This window comes from Sphaerotilus sp. (assembly GCF_013299175.1).
Lineage (GTDB): Bacteria > Pseudomonadota > Gammaproteobacteria > Burkholderiales > Burkholderiaceae_C > Sphaerotilus.
In genome coordinates this window covers 21,586-39,574 of the sequence record NZ_JAAFKF010000027.1, presented here as the reverse complement: position 1 = coordinate 39,574, position 17,989 = coordinate 21,586, and the positions used below count along the sequence as shown (strand labels likewise).

Genomic DNA, 17,989 nt, shown 5'->3' with positions numbered 1-17,989 from the left:
GTTGCTGCCGGTGTACAGAGGGGGTAATCAGGTTGGTGCCATGAAAAAAGCCCTAGAGCGTTGATTCTCAAGGGCTTTTTCTGGTTTGTCGGACCTTGGCGGACCGTCTGAATCGTTGTGGTGGTGGGAGGAGGAAAACCATAAAACCCATGTAACCCATTGATATTGAACAGGATTTCATCCTATTCAATATGGGTTACTACCTCGGTTACTGCAGCCGTTTGCATACCCATTCGGACCTTCAGGCGAGCACCAGGAAGAAGGCCAGGGGATGAGGTAGCCCGGCACTTCCAGCAGCGGCAGCGGGTCGGCGCAGGCCAGGAACTCGACCAGCGCGCCGACGTGGCCGGGCTGGGTGCTGGTGCCGGCCGGTGCTGGCCGGGATACACGAGGTGGTGCTGGTGGTTCGGCTGGGTGTCGGCGTGCTCGCCAGATCGAGGGCCGCAGGCGAACACCAGGCCGAAGGCCACGGGACCAGCCGGGCTAGCAGATCGACCGGGCTGCAGCGTGCCGACGCTGGCCAGGAACTCGACCAGCGCGCCGACGTGGCCGGGCTGGGTGCTGGTGCCGGCCGGTGCTGGCCGGGATACACGAGGTGGTGCTGGTGGTTCGGCTGGGTGTCGGCGCGGTCGCCGGGATCGAGGGCCGCAGGCGAGCACCAGGCCGAAGGCCATGGGATCGACCGGGCCAGCAGACCGGCCGGGCTGCAGCGTGCTGACGCTGGCCAGGAACTCGACCAGCGCGCCGACGTGGCCGGGTGGGTGCGGGCGCCTGCGCTGAAACCAGAAAGCCGGACGAACGGGCCGCGGCCGGGCCTTCAGGTTCTGGCGCTGGCCGAAAATTTGCCTTGAGTTACAGGAATATGCGTGAACAGGTTACAAGGCTCCGCCCCCCCGATAAGTGTGATTACTAGCGATAACTTTGCATTATCACTACCGACAAACCGCACGATTTCGGGCCGCTTTTCCGTGGAAATCGGGGGCGCCATGTAACCCAATCGGCTCAGGTCTGAGTCAGTCCACACCCGCCGACGTGGCGGGCGTGGTGCTGGTGGTGGTCGGTGCTGGTGGTCTGGCTGGGGTCGGTGCGGTTGCCGGATCGACGGCCGCAGGCGAGCACCAGGAAGAAGGCCAGGGGATGAGGTAGCCCGGCACTTCCAGCAGCGGCAGCGGGTCGGCGCAGGCCAGGAACTCGACGGGCAGGGCCTCGGGGTCGCCCGGTGCCGGGCACATCCAGCAGTTGCAGCGGCTGGGCAGCGTGGAGCGGGACCAGACCGGCCAGCGGGCCAGCGCCGGCCAGGCACTCACCGGCTTGCCGACGTGGCCGGCTGGGTGCTGGCGGTGCAGCCCGCGGGCCTTGTCGTGGCGCTTGATCCGCTGCAGAATCGCCCCCGGCCTTAGCGCCGCTTGAAGCCGGTTGGATGCTTGTTTTCGTGCTCTCCGTACTCCCTTACTTTCAAAAATCGCGGGGAGCCAGGGAATCGCACAAAAAACGCTGTAACCCGTTGATTTTATTGACAAAAAATTCCCCATCGAAAAGGGGAATTCGTGTGGAACGGCCTGGGGAATGACTCGCGCACCCTGAAAACGGCCTGTTCTGGCACATGGGCACTCGGGTAGTGAGCGCCCCTCTGAACGCAAAAAAGCCGGCACGCGGCCGGCTCTTGCGGAGTGCCGTCCGTGGTCAGGCGGTGAGGTTCAACACCTCGCCCTTGATGCGGTACACCCGCGCCGATCCGGGCGCGTACAAGGGCGGCCGGGCCTTGGCGTCGAAGCGCCGGGCGTCCGGCTCGCCACGCCTCGGGGGCTGGCCTTCCCTGATCGTCAAGCCCTCAGCCTCCAACGCACGCAGTGCCGCCCGGTAGTCGATGCCTTTGCAAGCCTCGTGGCGGAAGGCGTCCACCAGGATGTAAAACACCTCGCTTCCACTGGCAGTAGGGCGGACCCAGCCGGCCACGCGCCCGGCGTTCTTCGGGTTGAACTCATCCAGTGCCCACAGCAGAAAGCCGGTTTTGGCGTTCTTTCGGAACCAATCGGCGACGTTAAGCAGCAGATCGGCGCCTTCCTTCGGCTTGCCGAACAGGGTGGGCAGGTCGGCGACTGGTGCAGGTGGTGGGGTGACGGGTGCCGCAGGGGCGGGCATGGCCACGAGGTGCAGCAGGTCCGGCGCGATCTCTTGGACCACGGCACGCGCTACTTCATCCCGTGCCTTCCCTCGCAACCCCCGTGCATTCGCCGTCTGTTCAACCAACTGGAAAACCTCGCGCACTCGCCGGGCGTGATCGCCCAGCAGGTCGGCGGCTGGTGCAGGGGTAGGCGCCACAGGCGCAGGTGCGGGCGTCACCACAAGGTGCAGCAGGTCCGGCGCGATCGCGGACACTGCAGCGCGCACGCCCTCAAGCCGGGCAGCGCCTCGCAGCCCCTGCGCCTTGGTGCTTGCCCCTGCAGTGTTGAACACGTCGCGCACTCGCCGGTTATGGTCGTCCAGTCGATACCCGCCCGTCTTGCGGATCGAAGGCAGAACCTCGCCCGTGACCCAGCGCCGGAACCGTTGTGCATCGGGCTTGCGGCTGTTGAAGACCAGCGCATACAGGCCGGATTCGTTGACGATGCCCACCAGTTGCGAGCCTCCAAGGGTGTCGGTAGTGCCGACACCCTTTTCATCATCAGAAAGCCGGCTCATGGCGTCGCGACTGTTGGCAATCTCAAGGACTGCGCACACGTCAGCAGCCACAAACCACGGCTCGCCCTTGATCTTCATGGACCGTACAGGCAGCCCGTCGAAGTTGAACAGCATCGGTTCGGAAGCCTTGCCAGGTCTGCCCGGCTTCCGCTTCTGGCGTGCGCCGTCCTCAGCCGCAGATGCCCCATTACCCGGTGACGGCTCACCGGCAGCCGGTCGCGGAGCGAACAGCGGGCGGTGCAGGCCGGTTTGTGGTGGCTGCTTGGCGGCCGGGCGCAGATCAGCAGGGGGTTCGACCAGCTCGCCGCCGATCAGTGCATGCGTGCCATCGTCCGGCGCGGGATCAGCCAGCGCGGCCGGGGTGGTGGTGGGCAGCGCGTCCCAAGGGGCAACGGTAGCGGGGGGGATGGTGGTGTTCATGGTGAAGATTCCGTGTGGCAGGTGTTAACCATGCCGCCCACTTCGCCAAGAGGGGCGGCAGACCGTGCAGGGTTGGCGAACCGGACACGGGGCCGGCACACCCTCGCGGGTGTCCCCACACGGTCCGCCATTGAATCGGACCATGCGAACGCAGCACGCCATACAGGCGTGAAAAAGCCGCATCGGGTGCGGCGGCTGCACCGTGTTTCCGGGTCGCCAAACCCGTAGCGCCGATGAGCGGCGCCGGGCGCGAGTGTACAAGCCACGGCCACGACAGGGAAGCGGGAACCGGCACCAAGGGGACGGCCACGGGATCAGCCCACCGTCAGGCGGCTTCAAGCTCCACATGAACCCGCTGACCCAGCGCCGCCGCGATGTTCACCAACGCATCCAGCGAGAACCGCGACAGCCGCCCCCGCAACAGGTCATTCATGCGCGGCTGCGTCACCCCGCAGCGGCTGGCGGCTTCCGCCTGCGTCCAGCCCTTGCCGTCGATCAGGGCCGTGATCTTGTCCATCAGCTCCGACCGAAGACGCAGGTTTGCCGCCTCCTCGGTCGTGTCGGCGATGGCATCCCATACGCTGTCGAAGCGGTCAGGCGAAGGGGTCTGGTTCATGCGTCACCTAGGTTCAGTTGGGCAAAACGGGCTTTGGCGGTGTCGATGTCGCGTTTCGATGTGGCCTGCGTCTTCTTCTGGAAAGCGTGCAGAACGTAGACCGCATCCGCCAGGCGGGCGGTGTAGATGACCCGGAAGGTTCCTGCATCGTCCCAGACCCGGATTTCCTCCACACCCCGACCAATCGACGGCATCGGCTTGAAGTCGTTGGGCTGTTTCCCTCGCTGCACACGGTCAAGCTGGCGGCCCGCGTCCTGTCGTGCATCGTCGGGGAACTCGCGCAAGCACTTGAGCGAGTCACCAAGGAATTGCAGGGGTTTCATGGTGTGAATCATATCCGTTCTGATATTAAACGGGCCACGACTGCCACAGGTGGCGCCGGCAGGTGCGGCCAGTCCGATCGGCCGTGTTCAATCTCGCCAGCGCCGGCCAGCGGCCACACCTCGCGCAGCACGGCCAGCGCCGCAGCGGGGAAGGTGTCGCCCTCGCGCCGCGCCGCCGTCCAGTGCGCCGCGTACACGCTCAAGCCTGGGCACTGCTCGGACTGTCGGAACCAGTGCGCCAGCAGGACCAGTACCAGGGCAGGCGCCACGCCTTGCGCCTCAGCCGCGATCCGGCGCAGTGCCAGCCAGTCGCCCGGCGTGCAGGTGCGGGCCGGCTCGGTCGGGTCGGGGTCGATCGCCGAACCATCCAGCGGCCAGGGCAGGCCAGCGCACGGGACCAGATCCGCCCGCACCTCCACCCAGCCCGCCGCGTAGTGGCTCAGCGGCATGTCATGGGGGCAGGCCATCCAGTCCGCCAGCAGGGCCAGTGCCGCCGCGTGGCCGGGCAGGGCCTCGGCTCGCCAGTCCCACGCCAGGCGCTTCAATGCCTCGCGTTCGTCATAGCCCAGCGCCCGCGCCGATGGCGTGGCGCGGTCGCCGTCGGCGCCGTGCAGTGCCTGCGACTGGATGCGCGGCAGCAGCGCCCGGCAGGTCATGGCGAACACGGCCGGCGCTCCCCACACCCGGCACAGCGCGGGGTGGTCGCGCCACTTGCGCACCGGCCATACGCCGAACTGGCGCCGCAGCGTGGACAGCCGGCACACCTCGCCGGTCAGGCGGTGCAGCGTCTCGGGGTCTTCGTAGTTCATGCCCTCGTGGCACAGGTAGGCGTATTCACGCAGCAGCACGGCCAGGGCTTCAGGGGTGGTCATCGTCATGGTGCAGCCCTCAGACTTCCAAGCCCAGCACGCCGCCGCGGATGCGGTACACACGCGCCGAACCCTCTTCAAAGCGCGGGGGGCGGGCCTTGGTGTCCATGCGGCGTTCGTCCGGCTGGCCCGGCTTCGGCTCCTTGCCTTCCTTGATGACCAGCCCCCGCTCGTCAAGCAGGCGCAGCGCCGCCCGGTAGTCGAAGCCCTTGCACACCTCGCTGCGGAACACGTCAACCATCACGTACCAGACCAGATCGACCGGCGCTTTCCCGTTCATGCCGAAATCGTCCGTCTTGTCGCCGTAGACCTCTTTCCGCCACCCGGCCATGTACATCGTCACGGCTTTGTGATCGGTGTCCGTCAGCTCCCATCGCTTGAACCGGGCGTCTCCGTGGGCGCCGAACCACTGGCGGATGGCAAGCAGCATCTGTGCTTCGTGGCTGCTTCCGGTGCCGCCGACGCGGGTGGACAGCCACACGTCAAAGCAGATCCGCGCCGCCTGCGTGGCCCAGCCAGACAGCCAGCCGGTCAGGCCGCGGTTCGTCGCCATCTCGCCAGCCGCCGCAGCCAGGCCGAAGCGCCGGGCCGCTCGCTTCACCTCGCCGGATGCCGTCTCTTCCACGGCTTCCAGCTCGAACAACTGCATCAGCTCGCGGGCGTCGCCCTCGATGCCGTCGAACTCGTTGACCAAGCATTCCAGCCACGCACGCCCCAAGGTGCCGAAGCTGGCGCGGGCACTGCGCTTGATGTGCGCCGACAGCTCGTGACCCGTGGGGAACTCGTGGTTGTCTTCCAGGATGCTCTCCGGGGTCACCAGCGCCGGCACCGTCACCAGCCGGATTTCCTGTCCGCCCTTGATCTCGACCTGCGCGGTCGCCAGGTGCTGCGCCGGGGTGATCTCGCCCGCAGAAATCAGCATGTTCAACCACGCCGCCGTGGGTCGATTGCCACCCGCCGCCGCGCCCCGCGTCTTGCCGGACCCGTTCGCCACCATGTACAGGGACTGGCCCAGCTCGGACGCCTTCGCCTCGCCCAGTTCGTCCAGGATCAGCGGGGCGTCGTTGTGTTGTTCGCAGACGGCCTCAAAGCCCACGAGGGTCGAATTCCACTTCTTCATGTAGCTGTCCGGGTGGTTCTCGTCACCCATGCCGAACACCGACGACGCGGCCAACATGATGGTGGTCTTTCCCTTGGAAGTCGGGGCGACGAAGTGGACACCCCCGCCGCCGACTTCCGGCACGAGGCGCAGCAGCGGGGCAGCGAGTGCCAGGCAGACGGCAAACGTCGGGCGGCTGTTGCGGGCGCACAGCCGGCCGATGTCGGCTTTCCAGTCGTCCAGGGTGCCGCGGTGCTTGAAGGCGGATCGGCGCACGCCTGAGGCATGGAACAGAATCGTTTCCTCGCCGTGCGTGCCGATGACTTCATCGGGGGTGACGAACACCCGGCCATGCCAGCCGGTGCGGTCGGTCAGGCGGGCGCGGTTCTCGGGTCGGCGCGTCTCCAGGTACTCGGAGAACCAGCGCCGCCGCTCGGGATTGGACGGGACCATGAACCCGTTCGACAACAGCGCCTTGCGGTACTCGGCACCGTCGCCGCTCAACTGCTCCCACGGGATGAACAGGTTCTTGACCTTGCCGAAGGCGTCGGTGAACTCGACTTGCAGCGCCGTGCCGGTGTCGTGGGTGTCACGGCACAGGGACACGGCACGCAGGGCGGTGCTGACCTTGCGCCACGATCCGCTGACCGTCTCGCCCATCACAACCTTCCAGCGCCACAACCCGGACTCGTTGACCAGGAACAGATCGGCGCCGCGTGCCGGGGCGGGCGCGTTCGGGCCGGCTTCGCTGTCGTCCGGTGCGTCCGCCGCCTCGGGTGGGCTGGTGCGCTTGGTGGTCTTGCTGGCGGTCTTCTTCGGGGCGGTCTTGCCGGGGGTCTTGGTGTGGCCGGCGCTGGGCGTGGTGTCGGCGTCGGGGGTGCTGGTCGGCGCCGCTTCGGTGTGGTCGGGGTCGGCCGGGCCGGGGTCGGCTTCATCGCACCAGGGCGGATCGGCATCCGTTGCAGCATCCCCAGCGCCGGCAGATGCAGGCGCCTGCACAGCGGCATGGACCAGCGCCGCCACGGCTTCCAGGCCGAAGGCGGTGCCCATGTCGTTGAAGTCGGAACCGCCTTCCGGCAGCGCATCGGGGAAGCAGACCAGGGCGGGGCCGGCGCTGGTGTTCGCCACCCGTGCGGCAGCCGCTGCAGCCTTGCGGCCGGGGTTGCCCTTGCCCTTCGCTTCGGTGGCGCGGTCGTCATCGCCGCAGACCAGCAGCAGCGCGGCCGGGTGCCGCTCCCGCAGCGCCTGGGCGATGTGCCGCAGGTTGCCAGCATCGAAGCAGACGGCCACGGGCAGGCCCGTAGCCTCATGCAGCGTGGCGCCGGTCGCGTAGCCTTCCGCCAGCAGCAGAACGGGCCATTCCGGCACGTCCGACCCTGCGCCGTCGATCAGGTGGAACAGTCCCGCCTTGCGCGATCGAACGGTTTCATCCTTGCGGGCGCGGGGTCCGTAGAACTTGTCCCCGATGACCTCGCCGGTCTTGCGGTCGGTCACAGGCTTGGTGAGGATGCGTTGCACGCTCCACAGCTCGCCGTCAGCGTCGCGCATGGGCACCAGCGCCGTGCCATCGGCCAGGAAGCGCAGCCCGTGCGACTGGACACCCTTCCGGGTCAGGTACGGGCAGCCACTGGCCGGCGCGGTGTCGCTGGCACTGTCCCACATCGCCCGGCAGCGGTTCACCGCTTCCAGGTGGTCGGCTTCCAGTGCTGCAGCCTCTTCGGCCTCGCGCCGCTCGCGTTCGGCGTGTTGCGCAGCCAGTTCGTCGGCGGTGGGCACGGGGCGCACAGCGCGTGGCGTTGTGCCGTTGTGGTCCGGCTTCGGGAACTGGAAACCGTGCTGCTTCGCCACGTAGAACAGGGTGCTGATCTTGACCGGACCCGGCTTGCAGGCACTGCGCCACGTCGCCGCGTCTTCGGTGGCCACGGCATCCGTTCGACGGCCAGCCCACGCCAGCCAGTAGCCGGCGCCGTTCGTGCCGAACTGGTCGAACACAGCGAAGGCCAGCCGGGCGCGTTCGTCGTGGGTGAGGTTGTCGGGGTTGATGCAGGCCAGCGCGTCCTCCACCAGCTCGGGCGTGATCTCGCGGTCTTGGCGTGGTGTCGTCATGCTGCACCGCCGATCGACTGCAGCGGTTCGGCATCGCCGGCTTCCAGCGCCTGCGTGATCGCCTGCGCCTTGAGCACCAGGGCGCGAAGCTCGGTTTTTCTGGTGTGGTGGTCACAGACACCACGGCTCAACAGCTTGATGTCCTGCATCTCGACCCAGCGCAGCAGCCGCAGCGCCTGGGCATCCAGCGTGCTGCGGTCGATTTCGCTGCACTGGCCGGTCATCGCGTAGCCGATCAACCGGGCCTCGTTGATGTAGTGGCGTGCTTCGGTGGTCTTGCCTTGTTCGGCGCGGGTGTCGGTCAGGACTGCGTTCACGGTGCTGTGCGTGCGTGCCACCTCTGCCCGGATCAGCTCGCGCTCGCGGCTCAACAGGGCTTTGTCCCGGCGCCGAATCTCCTTCCCCAGCGCGTTGAACGCCTTGATGAAGGTGGCTCGCCAGTACACGGCTTCACGGCCAGTGAATCCCATCGCCAGCATGATGAAACCGTCTTGCGTCAGCAGGTATTCCGGCTGTTCCTTGCCGCGGTCGTCGGTGTAGGTTCGCGGCTCAAAATTGAGCCGTGAGAATTCGTCCGGCAGGTCCGGCAACAGCCGTTCCACCGAACGCAACACGTTCTTGTGTTCCTTGCCGAACATCTGCGCCACTCGCCGGGATGTGGTCATCGGCTGTTCATGGACAGGCTGCACCAGTTCGGCCAGACTGGCACGGGGGAACAGATCGCCGGACGTGCCGGCGTGGGGGGATGCGGTGCGGTGGGTGGTTTCAGACACACCGGCAGCCGACCCGGAAAAGGTCGTGGGCTTCATGGGTTCAATCCTTGGTGGTTCCAGCGGTGCGGGCCGCTTCTCTTCCGGTGTGCCGCTGTCGTTGTTGTGTAGACGGCTCGCAGGTGCTGGAACTGGTGGTGTGTGGTCAGTCGGTGGCGGGCGCCGCCTTGGTGGTGCGCCGGGCCATCCAGGCAGAAACCTGTTCAGCGTCCCAGATGGTCAACCGACTGGACGACAGCCGGACCCCAGCGGGGAAGGGGTCGGTCTGGTCCTTCATGCGCTCGAAGAGCCAGGACTTCCCGGCAGTCGTCAGGGCGCACACCTGCGGCAGTCGCAGCCACTGGCGCGGGGGTGTGGCTGGCACGCCTGCATGGTGGTCGGTGCCAGCCAGCAGCAGCGCCGCACGGGCCAGCAGCACGGCCGGGCGCCCCTCCAGGCCACTGCGCACGGCATCGGCCAGCAGCTCGCGCAGGGCGGCCAGCAGATCCGGTGCCGCGGCGATCAGGTGCCCGTTTGCGTTCTCTTGCGCCAGGCTGTCAGCACCGTGGAAGCACACGACGGCCACGGACTCGCCGGCACTGGTGGCGATGGCGCCGCGCTTGGTGTCGAAGCACCACGGGCCGGGCGTGGGGTGGGTGCTGGTGTTCATCGCCGTGCCCCCCGCGCCAGGAAGGCGGCTTCACCGGCCACGCTCACCAGTCCCGCCACCTGTTGGAACACGTCACCGAAGTGCCACAGCAGGCCGGGCAGGTCGCTGCTGTTGCGGAAAGTGCTGGAATCGTCCGGTTCACCGTGCGCGGCCGATTCGTCGGCGATCAACAGGCCGATGCCTTCGGCCACGTCGGCGGCTCGCTGCGCGATGGTCTGTGCCAGCTCGCCGGCTTGCTGCGACAGGTGTTCCAGCTCGCCAGGGGTCAAGCTCGGGGCCGCCCGGTTGAAGAGCATTTCCAGCACGCTGCAGCCCGTCAGGCCGGGCAGGGGCTGGGATGGTGCGGGGGTGGCGGCTTCTGGTGCTTGCGCGGCCACTGGCGCCGCCTTGGTGGCGCTGGAAGAGCGGGGAACGTGGGCGGTGATCATCGTGCCCCCCGATCGCTGGCGATGACACGAAAGGCACGCTCACGCAGCGCCAGACGACGCAGCGCAGCGGGGAAGAACAGGCGGGTGATCGTGTTCATGCTGCGCCGCCTTCGCTCGATTGCTGCGCACCGATCGCCGGGCGTGCAGCCTGCAACAGCAGGTCATAGAGGGCGTCCGCGTGGTCTGCAGCGCAGCTCACGAGGTTGCCGACGTGGAACTGTGCGAAGTCCTCGGGGGACTTGGCGTGTTCACGGGCACAGGTCAGCAGCGTGACCAGCTCGCCGCAGAGGCGGGCCGCTTCGGTGGTCGGGGTGGTGTTCATGCTCCCACCCCCGCACGCATGGCGCGATCCGACAACATCAGCTCCGCCGCGTCTTCACACGACGGTTTGCCTGCGCCGTACTTGGCGCCGAACTCAGCCAGGAAGCCGGCCACGGCCAGCGCGTCGCCGATGACGTGCCCGTGTCCGGGTTGCAGGGTTTCGAGGTCACGCACCAGGGCGCGAACGCCTGCGATGCTTGCGGCAATGTCACCCATCAAGATGACAAGGCCGGCCAGGCGTTCTTCGGCGTCGGGGGCGGTGGGGGTGGCACTGGTGGGCAGTGCGTGGGCGTGGTCGCCGCTTGGTGCGGCGTGGGGGGTCGTGGTCATGCTCTCGGCTCCGTTGCGAGCTTCTGAACCACTCGCTGACCTTTCGACGGGCTTGCGGGTGGGCTGGCGGCTGTTCGAAACACTGACAACGTCGTGCCGCACGCCTTGCGAACGTGCGCAACCGCCAGCCCTAAATCTGTGATTCGGGCATGACAAAGCCGCACTGTCGGGGCGGCTATCCGCATTGTCTGAGGTGTTTCGAGCACCTGCGACAAGCGTAGCACGGTCACGCCGTATCTGTCCGCATTCATCCGCATATTTCCGATTTGGGCAGTCGGTCATTGTTTGACCCCGCAGTTCAGAACGGAATTCATCGCACCTTCCACCGATCCCGCAGGCACTCCGAGCATGGAATCCACCAGGCGGTAAGACTCGGCGGTGCGCTCGTGTCTGGTGGCCACGCTGTGCAGTGCCTCGGTCAATGCCGATCCGCTCACGCCCACCAGATCCGCCGCCCGTTGACAAACCGCCCGCTCGCCAGCGGTGCGGGCATTCTCGGCAGTCTGGCGCCGGTATCCCGCCGACTGGCGCAGACGACGCGCACAGGCGCCACAGGCGGCCAGCGCGAAGCCAGGGAACGACGTAGGCACGGCCAGCGCCGGCACGGCATCGGCGCGTTCCTCGCCGCAGGCCACGCAGCGAAACGAACCGCCGCGCCCCCATTCGGCCAGTGCAGACGCCTGCGCGTCGTGGGTCAGGTGGCACGGGTTCATTGCTGCGCCTCGGCTTCGGTGATCCGGGCTTGAATCCACGCCTGAACAGAATTCAGGGACCAGGCGGTGCAGCGGGACGAAAGCCGGATTGGCTTCACGAACTTGCCGGCGCGGGTGAGGCTGTAGAGGGATGACTTCTTCAGCCCGGTGAGGGTTTCGACTTCAGCCAGGCGGATCAGGCGATCCGGCTTTGCCTCGGTGGGGGCAGGGGTGGCGGTGGCTTGCGGGGGGGTGTTGGTGACCAGTTGCACGGCTTTGCTTCCATCGTTGTGCGTCGTTGCGATGGAGTGAACTGTTCAACGACTCGACCCTATCCCGCCAGCGGATACGGGGATAGATAGGGGATAGCCCGTCAGGTGGTGGGGGTGCGCTGCTTGCGGGCAGTGGTCAAGAAGGGCTTGATGGAGTTCGGCGCGTAGGACCACGCTTTCCCAAGTGCGTCCCGTGCAGACTCGCCTTTCATGGCGCCCTTCCCGGTGGTCAGGCTTTCGTACTGGCGCAGCAACTCGGCATAGTCCGCAGGCGTCCAATCGTCGCCCGGCTTCTTGGTGGGTTTCAACACGACTGCGGGGACCGGCTCGGACTGGACGACAGCGGGCGCCGGGATCGGCGGTGCATGTGAGGGTGCGGGATCGGACAGGCCGAACGCCTTGAAGGCATCCTCTCGCACCATGTAGACGCCATCCCATGAGCGGCCATCTAACGACGGGTCATCAACCATCGACAAATCCACAGGGCGCCACCTAACCAAGCGCAAAAGGGCCTCAGTCCGTTGCGACACCTGATTTCTTGGTGGTTCCGGTAACTCGGGGTGTCCTGCGCGGTGGAATGCCATGTCAAAGTGATATTCCTGCACGTCTCTCCGCAGCGGCCCGCGCTCTTGATCGCCCAGTTCTCGCACACCCCAGCTTTCGACCACGTACAGGGGCAGTCTCGACGGTGCGCTACCGGCGTACTTGTCTTCCCCCAGCAGTGCGCGAACAACGACAGTTCCCGCCCTTACTGGCGTCAAATCGCCACGGTGCCACACTGCCAGGGGTAGCAGATCGGCCAGCCGCTGCAGGCTCATCAAGTCCCGCAGGCGCGGTGCATCCGGCACTTCATCGGCCAGCATTGCCAGCACATCAAGACCGATCGTTTCGTTCATGGTGCGTACCTCTACGCAGCCTCATTCAGGGTGCCACGGCAGGCGGGTGAGGAAACCCGCTCTTCGGTTCGCGGGCCTATCCGTGACAGACCCAGATGGTAGCCGGCCATGCACTCGACCAGGGCGCCGACGTGGCCGGGCTGGGTGCTGGTGGTGCCGGCGCTGGCTGGGTGGCACGAGGCGGTGCTGGTGGTCCGGCTTGGTGTCGGCGCGGTCGCAGGATCGACAGCCACAGGCGAGCACCAGGAAGAAGGCCATGGGATCAGCCCGGCCAGCCGATCGACCGGGCTGCAGCGTGCCGGCGCTGGCCAGAATCTCGAAGGGCAGGGCTTCGGGGTCGCCCGGCACTGGGCACATCCAGCAGTTGCAGCGGCCGGGCAGCGTGGAGCGGGACCAGACCGGCCAGCGCCGGCCAGGAACTCGCCCGGCACGCCGACGTGGGCGGCTGGGTGCTGGTCGTGCCGGCGCTGGCCGGGTGGCACGAGGTGGTGCTGGTGGCCGGGCTGGGTGTTGGCGTGGTCGCCGGGATCGAGGGCCGCAGGCGAGCACCAGGCCGAAGGCCACGGGACCAGCCGGGCCAGCAGATCGACCGGTCTGGCCGGCCAGGAACTCGACCAGCTCGCCGACGTGGGCGGCTGGGTGCTGGTGGTGGCCTGCGCTGGCCGGGATGCACGAGGTGGTGCTGGTGGCCGGGCTGGGTGTTGGCGTGGTCGCAGGATCGACGGCCGCAGGCGAGCACCGGGACGAAGGCCACGGGATCAGGCAGGCCAGCCGATCGACCGTGCTGCAGCGTGCTGACGCTGGCCAGGAACTCGACCAGCTCGCCGACGTGGCCGGGCTGGGTGCTGGTGGTGTCGGCGCTGGCCGGGTTGCACGAGGTTGTGCTGGTGGTCCGGCTGGGTGCTGGCGTGGTCGCAGGATCGACGGCCGCAGGTGGGCGCCAGGAAGAGGGCCACGGGACCAGACCGGCCAGCCGATCGACTGCGCTGCAGCGTGCCGGCGCTGGCCAGGATCTCGACGGGCAGGGCCGCGGGGTCGCCCGGTGCCGGGCACATCCAGCAGTTGCGGCGGCCGGGCAGCGTGGAGCGGGACCAGACCGGCCAGGAACTCGCCCGGCACGCCGACGTGGGCGGCTGGGTGCTGGTCGTGCCGGCGCTGGCCGGGTGGCACGAGGTGGTGCTGGTGGCCGGGCTGGGTGTCGGCGTGGTCGCCGGGATCGAGGGCCGCAGGCGAGCACCAGGCCGAAGGCCACGGGACCAGCCGGGCCAGCAGATCGACCGGTCTGGCCGGCCAGGAACTCGACCAGCGCGCCGACGTGGGCGGCTGGGTGCTGGCGGTGGCCTGCGCTGGCCGGGATGCACGAGGTGGTGCTGGTGGCCGGGCTGGGTGTTGGCGTGGTCGCCGGATCGACGGCCGCAGGCGAGCACCGGGACGAAGGCCACGGGATCAGGCAGGCCAGCCGATCGACCATGCCGCAGCGTGCCGGCACTGGCCGGGATGCAATCCCCCTGAAGAGGGATGCCGGCCAGGATCTCGCCCGGCGCCGACGTGGCCGGGCTGGGTGTCGGCGTGGTCGCAGGATCGACGGCCACAGGCGAGCACCAGGAAGAAGGCCATGGGATCAGCCCGGCCAGCCGATCGACCCGGCTGCAGCGTGCCGGCGCTGGCCGGGATGCACGAGGTGGTGCTGGTGGCCGGGCTGGGTGTTGGCGTGGTCGCCGGATCGACGGCCGCAGGCGAGCACCGGGACGAAGGCCACGGGATCAGGCAGGCCAGCCGATCGACCGTGCTGCAGCGTGCTGACGCTGGCCAGGAACTCGACCAGCTCGCCGACGTGGCCGGGCTGGGTGCTGGTGGTGTCGGCGCTGGCCGGGTTGCACGAGGTTGTGCTGGTGGTCCGGCTGGGTGCTGGCGTGGTCGCAGGATCGACGGCCGCAGGCGAGCACCGGGACGAAGGCCACGGGATCAGCCCGGCCAGCCGATCGACCGGGCTGCAGCGTGCAGACGCTGGCCAGGATGTCGAAGGGCAGGGCCTCGGGGTTGCCCGGTGCCGGGCACATCCAGCAGTTGCAGCGGCCGGGCAGCGTGGAGCGGAGGCAGACCGGCCAGCAGGCCAGCGCCGGCCAGGAACTCGCCCGGCACGCCGACGTGGGCGGCTGGGTGCTGGTCGTGTCGGCGCTGGCCGGTTGGCACGAGGCGGTGCTGGTGGTCCGGCTGGGTGTCGGCGCGGTCGCCGGATCGACGGCCGAAGGTGAGCACCAAAAAGAAGGCCACGGGATCAGGCAGGCCAGCCGATCGACCCGGCTGCAGCGTGCCGGCGCTGGACAGGATCTCGACGGGCAGGGCCTCGGGGTCGCCCGGTGCCGGGCACATCCAGCAGTTGCAGCGGCTGGGCAGCGTGGAGCGGGACCAGACCGGCCAGCGGGCCAGCGCCGGCCAGGAACTCGACCAGGGCGCCGACGTGGGCGGCGGGGTGCTGGTGGTGGCCGGCGCTGGCCGGGATGCACGAGGTGGTGCTGGTGGCCGGGCTGGGTGTTGGCGTGGTCGCCGGATCGACGGCCGCAGGCGAGCACCGGGACGAAGGCCACGGGATCAGGCAGGCCAGCCGATCGACCGTGCTGCAGCGTGCTGACGCTGGCCAGGAACTCGACCAGCTCGCCGACGTGGCCGGGCTGGGTGCTGGTGGTGTCGGCGCTGGCCGGGTTGCACGAGGTTGTGCTGGTGGTCCGGCTGGGTGCTGGCGTGGTCGCAGGATCGACGGCCGCAGGCGAGCACCGGGACGAAGGCCACGGGATCAGCCCGGCCAGCCGATCGACCGGGCTGCAGCGTGCAGACGCTGGCCAGGATGTCGAAGGGCAGGGCCTCGGGGTTGCCCGGTGCCGGGCACATCCAGCAGTTGCAGCGGCCGGGCAGCGTGGAGCGGAGGCAGACCGGCCAGCAGGCCAGCACCGGCCAGGAACTCGACCAGCTCGCCGACGTGGGCGGCTGGGTGCTGGTGGTGGCCGGGATGCACGAGGTGGCGCTGGTGGCCGGGCTGGGTGTCGGCGCGGTCGCCGGATCGAGGGCCGAAGGCCACGGGATCAGCCGGGCCAGCAGATCGACCGTGCTGCAGCGTGCTGACGCTGGCCAGGAACTCGACGGGCAGGGCCGCGGGGTCGCCCGGTGCCGGGCACATCCAGCAGTTGCAGCGGCCGGGCAGCGTGGAGCGTGACCAGTTCGGCCAGCGCGCCGACGTGCCAGCCTCAGCGCATCGCTTGCCGCGCCGCTTCAGCCAGGAAGCCGCTTCGGGACGCGCCGTGCGATCGGGCGTATTCGTCGATGCGGGCCAGCAGGCGCCGGGGCAATGTGATGTTGACCTTTTCCGCCTTGCCCTCGAACCGGGTCACGTCCACTTCCACCAGTGCCCACACGCCGCCCGCATAGTCCGGGGTCTTCTGGTGGTGGCCGATCGGTTGCGGGGTCGGCACATCGTGGCCATCCTCGGTCAACCCTTCTAGGTGCAGGTCGATCGCTTCGGCCGCGCTGTCCATTGCCGCATCGAAGGTGTCACCCCCAGAGAAGCAGCCGGGCAGATCGGGGACCGTCACGCCGTAGCGCGTGCCGTCGTCAGTGTGCAGAACCACAGGGAAACGCATCGTCGATTCCTTCACTTCTTCCAGCCGGCTTGCTTCTGGATGCTGTTCAACGTGCCGGCGGGGATGTCGCCATCGGGGTGTTTGACTGTCACCAAGCCGGGCTTGGTCGGGTGCTTGAACTGGTGGTGTGAACCCTTGACCCGTGCCAGAAGCCAGCCGTCCGCCTCCAGTTGCTTGATGATTTGCCGGCTGTTCATGGTGGTTACTATAACCACTGAGTCAAGCCACGGGACCAGCCCGGCCAGCCGATCGACCATGCCGCAGCGTGCCGGCGCTGGCCAGGATCTCGAAGGGCAGGGCTTCGGGGTCGCCCGGCGCTGGGCACATCCAGCAGTTGCAGCGGCCGGGCAGCGTGGAGCGGAGGCAGACCGGCCAGCAGGTCAGCGCCGGCCAGGAACTCGCCCGGCACGCCGACGTGGGCGGCTGGGTGCTGGTCGTGCCGGCGCTGGCCGGTTGGCACGAGGCGGTGCTGGTGGTCCGGCTGGGTGTCGGCGCGGTCGCCGGATCGACGGCCGAAGGTGAGCACCAAGAAGAAGGCCACGGGATCAGGCAGGCCAGCCGATCGACCCGGCTGCAGCGTGCCGGCGCTGGCCAGGATCTCGACGGGCAGGGCCTCGGGGTCGCCCGGTGCCGGGCACATCCAGCAGTTGCAGCGGCTGGGCAGCGTGGAGCGGGACCAGACCGGCCAGCGGGCCAGCGCCGGCCAGGAACTCGACCAGGGCGCCGACGTGGGCGGCGGGGTGCTGGTGGTGGCCGGCGCTGGCCGGGTTGCACGAGGTCGTGCTGGTGGTCTGGCTGGGTGCTGGCGTGGTCGCCGGATCGAGGGCCGCAGGCGAGCACCAGGAAGAAAGCCATGGGATCAGCCCGGCCAGCCGATCGACCGGGCTGCAGCGTGCCGGCGCTGGCCAGGAACTCGACCAGCGCGCCGACGTGGGCGGCTGGGTGCTGGCGGTGGCCTGCGCTGGCCGGGATGCACGAGGTGGTGCTGGTGGCCGGGCTGGGTGTCGGCGTGGTCGCCGGATCGACGGCCGCGGGCGAGCACGAGGAGGAAGGCCACGGGGTCAGGCAGGCCAGCCGATCGACCCGGCTGCAGCGTGCAGGCGCTGGCCAGGAACTCGACCCGCTCACATCCTGCGCAGGCGACTGCACTCGACGGCATGGGCGCCGGGCCGGGGTTTTTCTTCGCGCCTCGTTTCCGTCCAGGTGCGAGAACGGGCACCAGGGAAGGGGTTCTTGGGGCATCGTTCAAACCGACTGAACCCCTATGCAATGCGCCTGTTTTCGGCTCGCGCACGCCCGGTGCCCACTGGACAGAAGGAACCAAGCAGAAAGACCCGGTACGGCACAACCCCTATGGAAGTACCGCTGAACAGCGGATGACCGGGGGCCGAATTACCCGCACTAGGGGGGCGCAGGAAGAACCTAGACCCCCCGGGGGGGCGGCATAACCCCCTGATCGACAGACAGACGCTGACCGGCTGGCCGGGCATTCCACACTTTGCCCCCAAGCATTCCCCAACAAGTAACAAAGAAGTAATGAGTTTCTAAGTAGTTGATTTGTATAGGGTGCTTCCGTCTTTTCCCGTGGAATGACCCGCCCGGCGCTGGCAATTCCACGTTCCACGGCCGTTTTCTGAAAAGAAGGGCGCCCCCTCGTGTTCTTGGTGCTAGTCGTCGTCTGCCTGCGGAAACCCAGCGCGAAAGAAACCCCCGCCGCGCCGCCACCCGGCGCACGGTGGAAGGCATCCAGCCTGCAGGCAGGCACAGGCACAGGCCATGCAGCCGGCGCACAGGGCGGCCATGCCCAGACCAGACACAGCCAGATGGACGAAGCCCGGCACGGGGCCGGGCTGGTGGCGTGCAGCGGGATGCAGCCGAGTC

26 protein-coding genes are annotated in these 17,989 nt (G+C 68.2%); 3 read left to right on the top strand and 23 right to left on the bottom strand.

The window, feature by feature from the left end:
• Positions 1–371: 371 nt before the first annotated feature.
• A complete protein-coding gene (locus QZW52_RS06940; RefSeq protein ID WP_293996683.1) occupies positions 372–851 on the top strand; it encodes a hypothetical protein in 480 nt (159 codons plus the stop codon).
• 162 nt (positions 852–1,013) lie between these two features.
• Here the strand turns inward: QZW52_RS06940 and QZW52_RS06935 are convergent, their stop codons facing one another.
• From QZW52_RS06935 to QZW52_RS06870, 14 genes are all read right to left on the bottom strand, one after another.
• Positions 1,014–1,307, bottom strand: coding sequence for a hypothetical protein (locus tag QZW52_RS06935; protein ID WP_293996681.1), 294 nt, complete (start codon positions 1,305–1,307; stop codon positions 1,014–1,016).
• Between the two features lie 376 nt (positions 1,308–1,683).
• Positions 1,684–3,102 (bottom strand): BRO-N domain-containing protein, encoded by a 1,419-nt coding sequence (locus QZW52_RS06930; protein ID WP_293996679.1) that lies wholly within the window; start codon positions 3,100–3,102, stop codon positions 1,684–1,686.
• Between the two features lie 325 nt (positions 3,103–3,427).
• The gene (locus tag QZW52_RS06925) at positions 3,428–3,718 is read right to left on the bottom strand and encodes a helix-turn-helix domain-containing protein (RefSeq protein WP_293996677.1); all 291 of its coding nucleotides are present in this window, start codon (positions 3,716–3,718) and stop codon (positions 3,428–3,430) included.
• A complete protein-coding gene (locus QZW52_RS06920; RefSeq protein ID WP_293996675.1) occupies positions 3,715–4,041 on the bottom strand; it encodes a type II toxin-antitoxin system RelE/ParE family toxin in 327 nt (108 codons plus the stop codon). The genes QZW52_RS06925 and QZW52_RS06920 overlap by 4 nt, the downstream gene beginning before the upstream one ends.
• Positions 4,042–4,049: 8 nt before the next feature.
• On the bottom strand, positions 4,050–4,919 hold the full coding sequence (locus QZW52_RS06915) for a hypothetical protein (protein WP_293996673.1): 870 nt from the start codon (positions 4,917–4,919) through the stop codon (positions 4,050–4,052).
• 10 nt (positions 4,920–4,929) lie between these two features.
• Positions 4,930–8,115 carry a DUF927 domain-containing protein gene (locus QZW52_RS06910; RefSeq protein WP_293996672.1) on the bottom strand — a complete coding sequence of 1,062 codons (3,186 nt, stop codon included), beginning with the start codon at positions 8,113–8,115 and terminating at the stop codon, positions 4,930–4,932.
• Positions 8,112–8,924, bottom strand: a complete 813-nt coding sequence (locus QZW52_RS06905; RefSeq protein ID WP_293996671.1) for a Rha family transcriptional regulator — start codon at positions 8,922–8,924, stop codon at positions 8,112–8,114. Before QZW52_RS06905 ends, QZW52_RS06910 begins: the two co-directional genes overlap by 4 nt.
• Before the next feature lie 106 nt (positions 8,925–9,030).
• Positions 9,031–9,534: a helix-turn-helix transcriptional regulator gene (locus tag QZW52_RS06900; RefSeq protein WP_293996669.1), complete on the bottom strand. Its 504-nt coding sequence runs from the start codon at positions 9,532–9,534 to the stop codon at positions 9,031–9,033.
• The gene (locus tag QZW52_RS06895) at positions 9,531–9,962 is read right to left on the bottom strand and encodes a hypothetical protein (RefSeq protein ID WP_293996667.1); all 432 of its coding nucleotides are present in this window, start codon (positions 9,960–9,962) and stop codon (positions 9,531–9,533) included. The genes QZW52_RS06900 and QZW52_RS06895 overlap by 4 nt, the downstream gene beginning before the upstream one ends.
• 94 nt (positions 9,963–10,056) lie before the next feature.
• Positions 10,057–10,284: a hypothetical protein gene (locus tag QZW52_RS06890; RefSeq protein WP_293996665.1), complete on the bottom strand. Its 228-nt coding sequence runs from the start codon at positions 10,282–10,284 to the stop codon at positions 10,057–10,059.
• On the bottom strand, positions 10,281–10,613 hold the full coding sequence (locus QZW52_RS06885; protein WP_293996663.1) for a hypothetical protein: 333 nt from the start codon (positions 10,611–10,613) through the stop codon (positions 10,281–10,283). The genes QZW52_RS06890 and QZW52_RS06885 overlap by 4 nt, the downstream gene beginning before the upstream one ends.
• Before the next feature lie 278 nt (positions 10,614–10,891).
• Entirely contained in the window at positions 10,892–11,326 is a 435-nt protein-coding gene (locus QZW52_RS06880; RefSeq protein WP_293996661.1) for a hypothetical protein, read from the bottom strand.
• Positions 11,323–11,577, bottom strand: coding sequence for a helix-turn-helix transcriptional regulator (locus tag QZW52_RS06875; RefSeq protein ID WP_293996659.1), 255 nt, complete (start codon positions 11,575–11,577; stop codon positions 11,323–11,325). Before QZW52_RS06875 ends, QZW52_RS06880 begins: the two co-directional genes overlap by 4 nt.
• Before the next feature lie 101 nt (positions 11,578–11,678).
• Positions 11,679–12,473, bottom strand: a complete 795-nt coding sequence (locus QZW52_RS06870; RefSeq protein ID WP_293996657.1) for a hypothetical protein — start codon at positions 12,471–12,473, stop codon at positions 11,679–11,681.
• Positions 12,474–12,581: 108 nt separating this feature from the next.
• On the opposite strand from QZW52_RS06870, the gene QZW52_RS06865 reads away from it, so the two are divergent.
• A complete protein-coding gene (locus tag QZW52_RS06865; protein ID WP_293996654.1) occupies positions 12,582–13,271 on the top strand; it encodes a hypothetical protein in 690 nt (229 codons plus the stop codon).
• Here the strand turns inward: QZW52_RS06865 and QZW52_RS06860 are convergent.
• The 5 genes from QZW52_RS06860 to QZW52_RS06840 all read right to left on the bottom strand — a co-directional run bounded on the left by QZW52_RS06860 (position 13,232) and on the right by QZW52_RS06840 (position 15,362).
• On the bottom strand, positions 13,232–14,065 hold the full coding sequence (locus tag QZW52_RS06860; RefSeq protein WP_293996652.1) for a hypothetical protein: 834 nt from the start codon (positions 14,063–14,065) through the stop codon (positions 13,232–13,234). The two genes, QZW52_RS06865 and QZW52_RS06860, sit on opposite strands and share 40 nt — an antisense overlap.
• A gap of 29 nt (positions 14,066–14,094) precedes the next feature.
• Positions 14,095–14,232: a hypothetical protein gene (locus QZW52_RS06855; RefSeq protein WP_293996650.1), complete on the bottom strand. Its 138-nt coding sequence runs from the start codon at positions 14,230–14,232 to the stop codon at positions 14,095–14,097.
• Positions 14,233–14,236: 4 nt separating this feature from the next.
• Positions 14,237–14,434, bottom strand: coding sequence for a hypothetical protein (locus QZW52_RS06850; protein WP_293996648.1), 198 nt, complete (start codon positions 14,432–14,434; stop codon positions 14,237–14,239).
• A gap of 4 nt (positions 14,435–14,438) precedes the next feature.
• Entirely contained in the window at positions 14,439–14,846 is a 408-nt protein-coding gene (locus QZW52_RS06845; protein WP_293996646.1) for a hypothetical protein, read from the bottom strand.
• A 219-nt stretch (positions 14,847–15,065) separates the two neighbouring features.
• Positions 15,066–15,362, bottom strand: coding sequence for a hypothetical protein (locus QZW52_RS06840; protein WP_293996644.1), 297 nt, complete (start codon positions 15,360–15,362; stop codon positions 15,066–15,068).
• Between QZW52_RS06840 and QZW52_RS06835 the strand changes: the two genes are divergently transcribed.
• Positions 15,343–15,684 (top strand): hypothetical protein, encoded by a 342-nt coding sequence (locus tag QZW52_RS06835; protein ID WP_293996642.1) that lies wholly within the window; start codon positions 15,343–15,345, stop codon positions 15,682–15,684. The two genes, QZW52_RS06840 and QZW52_RS06835, sit on opposite strands and share 20 nt — an antisense overlap.
• Before the next feature lie 31 nt (positions 15,685–15,715).
• Here the strand turns inward: QZW52_RS06835 and QZW52_RS06830 are convergent, their stop codons facing one another.
• The 4 genes from QZW52_RS06830 to QZW52_RS06815 all read right to left on the bottom strand — a co-directional run bounded on the left by QZW52_RS06830 (position 15,716) and on the right by QZW52_RS06815 (position 17,267).
• Positions 15,716–16,123 carry a type II toxin-antitoxin system HicB family antitoxin gene (locus QZW52_RS06830; RefSeq protein ID WP_293996640.1) on the bottom strand — a complete coding sequence of 136 codons (408 nt, stop codon included), beginning with the start codon at positions 16,121–16,123 and terminating at the stop codon, positions 15,716–15,718.
• A complete protein-coding gene (locus QZW52_RS06825) occupies positions 16,120–16,305 on the bottom strand; it encodes a type II toxin-antitoxin system HicA family toxin (RefSeq protein ID WP_293996638.1) in 186 nt (61 codons plus the stop codon). The genes QZW52_RS06830 and QZW52_RS06825 overlap by 4 nt, the downstream gene beginning before the upstream one ends.
• Positions 16,306–16,313: 8 nt before the next feature.
• A complete protein-coding gene (locus QZW52_RS06820; protein ID WP_293996636.1) occupies positions 16,314–16,748 on the bottom strand; it encodes a hypothetical protein in 435 nt (144 codons plus the stop codon).
• 219 nt (positions 16,749–16,967) lie between these two features.
• A complete protein-coding gene (locus QZW52_RS06815; protein ID WP_293996634.1) occupies positions 16,968–17,267 on the bottom strand; it encodes a hypothetical protein in 300 nt (99 codons plus the stop codon).
• Between the last annotated feature and the right edge of the window lie 722 nt (positions 17,268–17,989).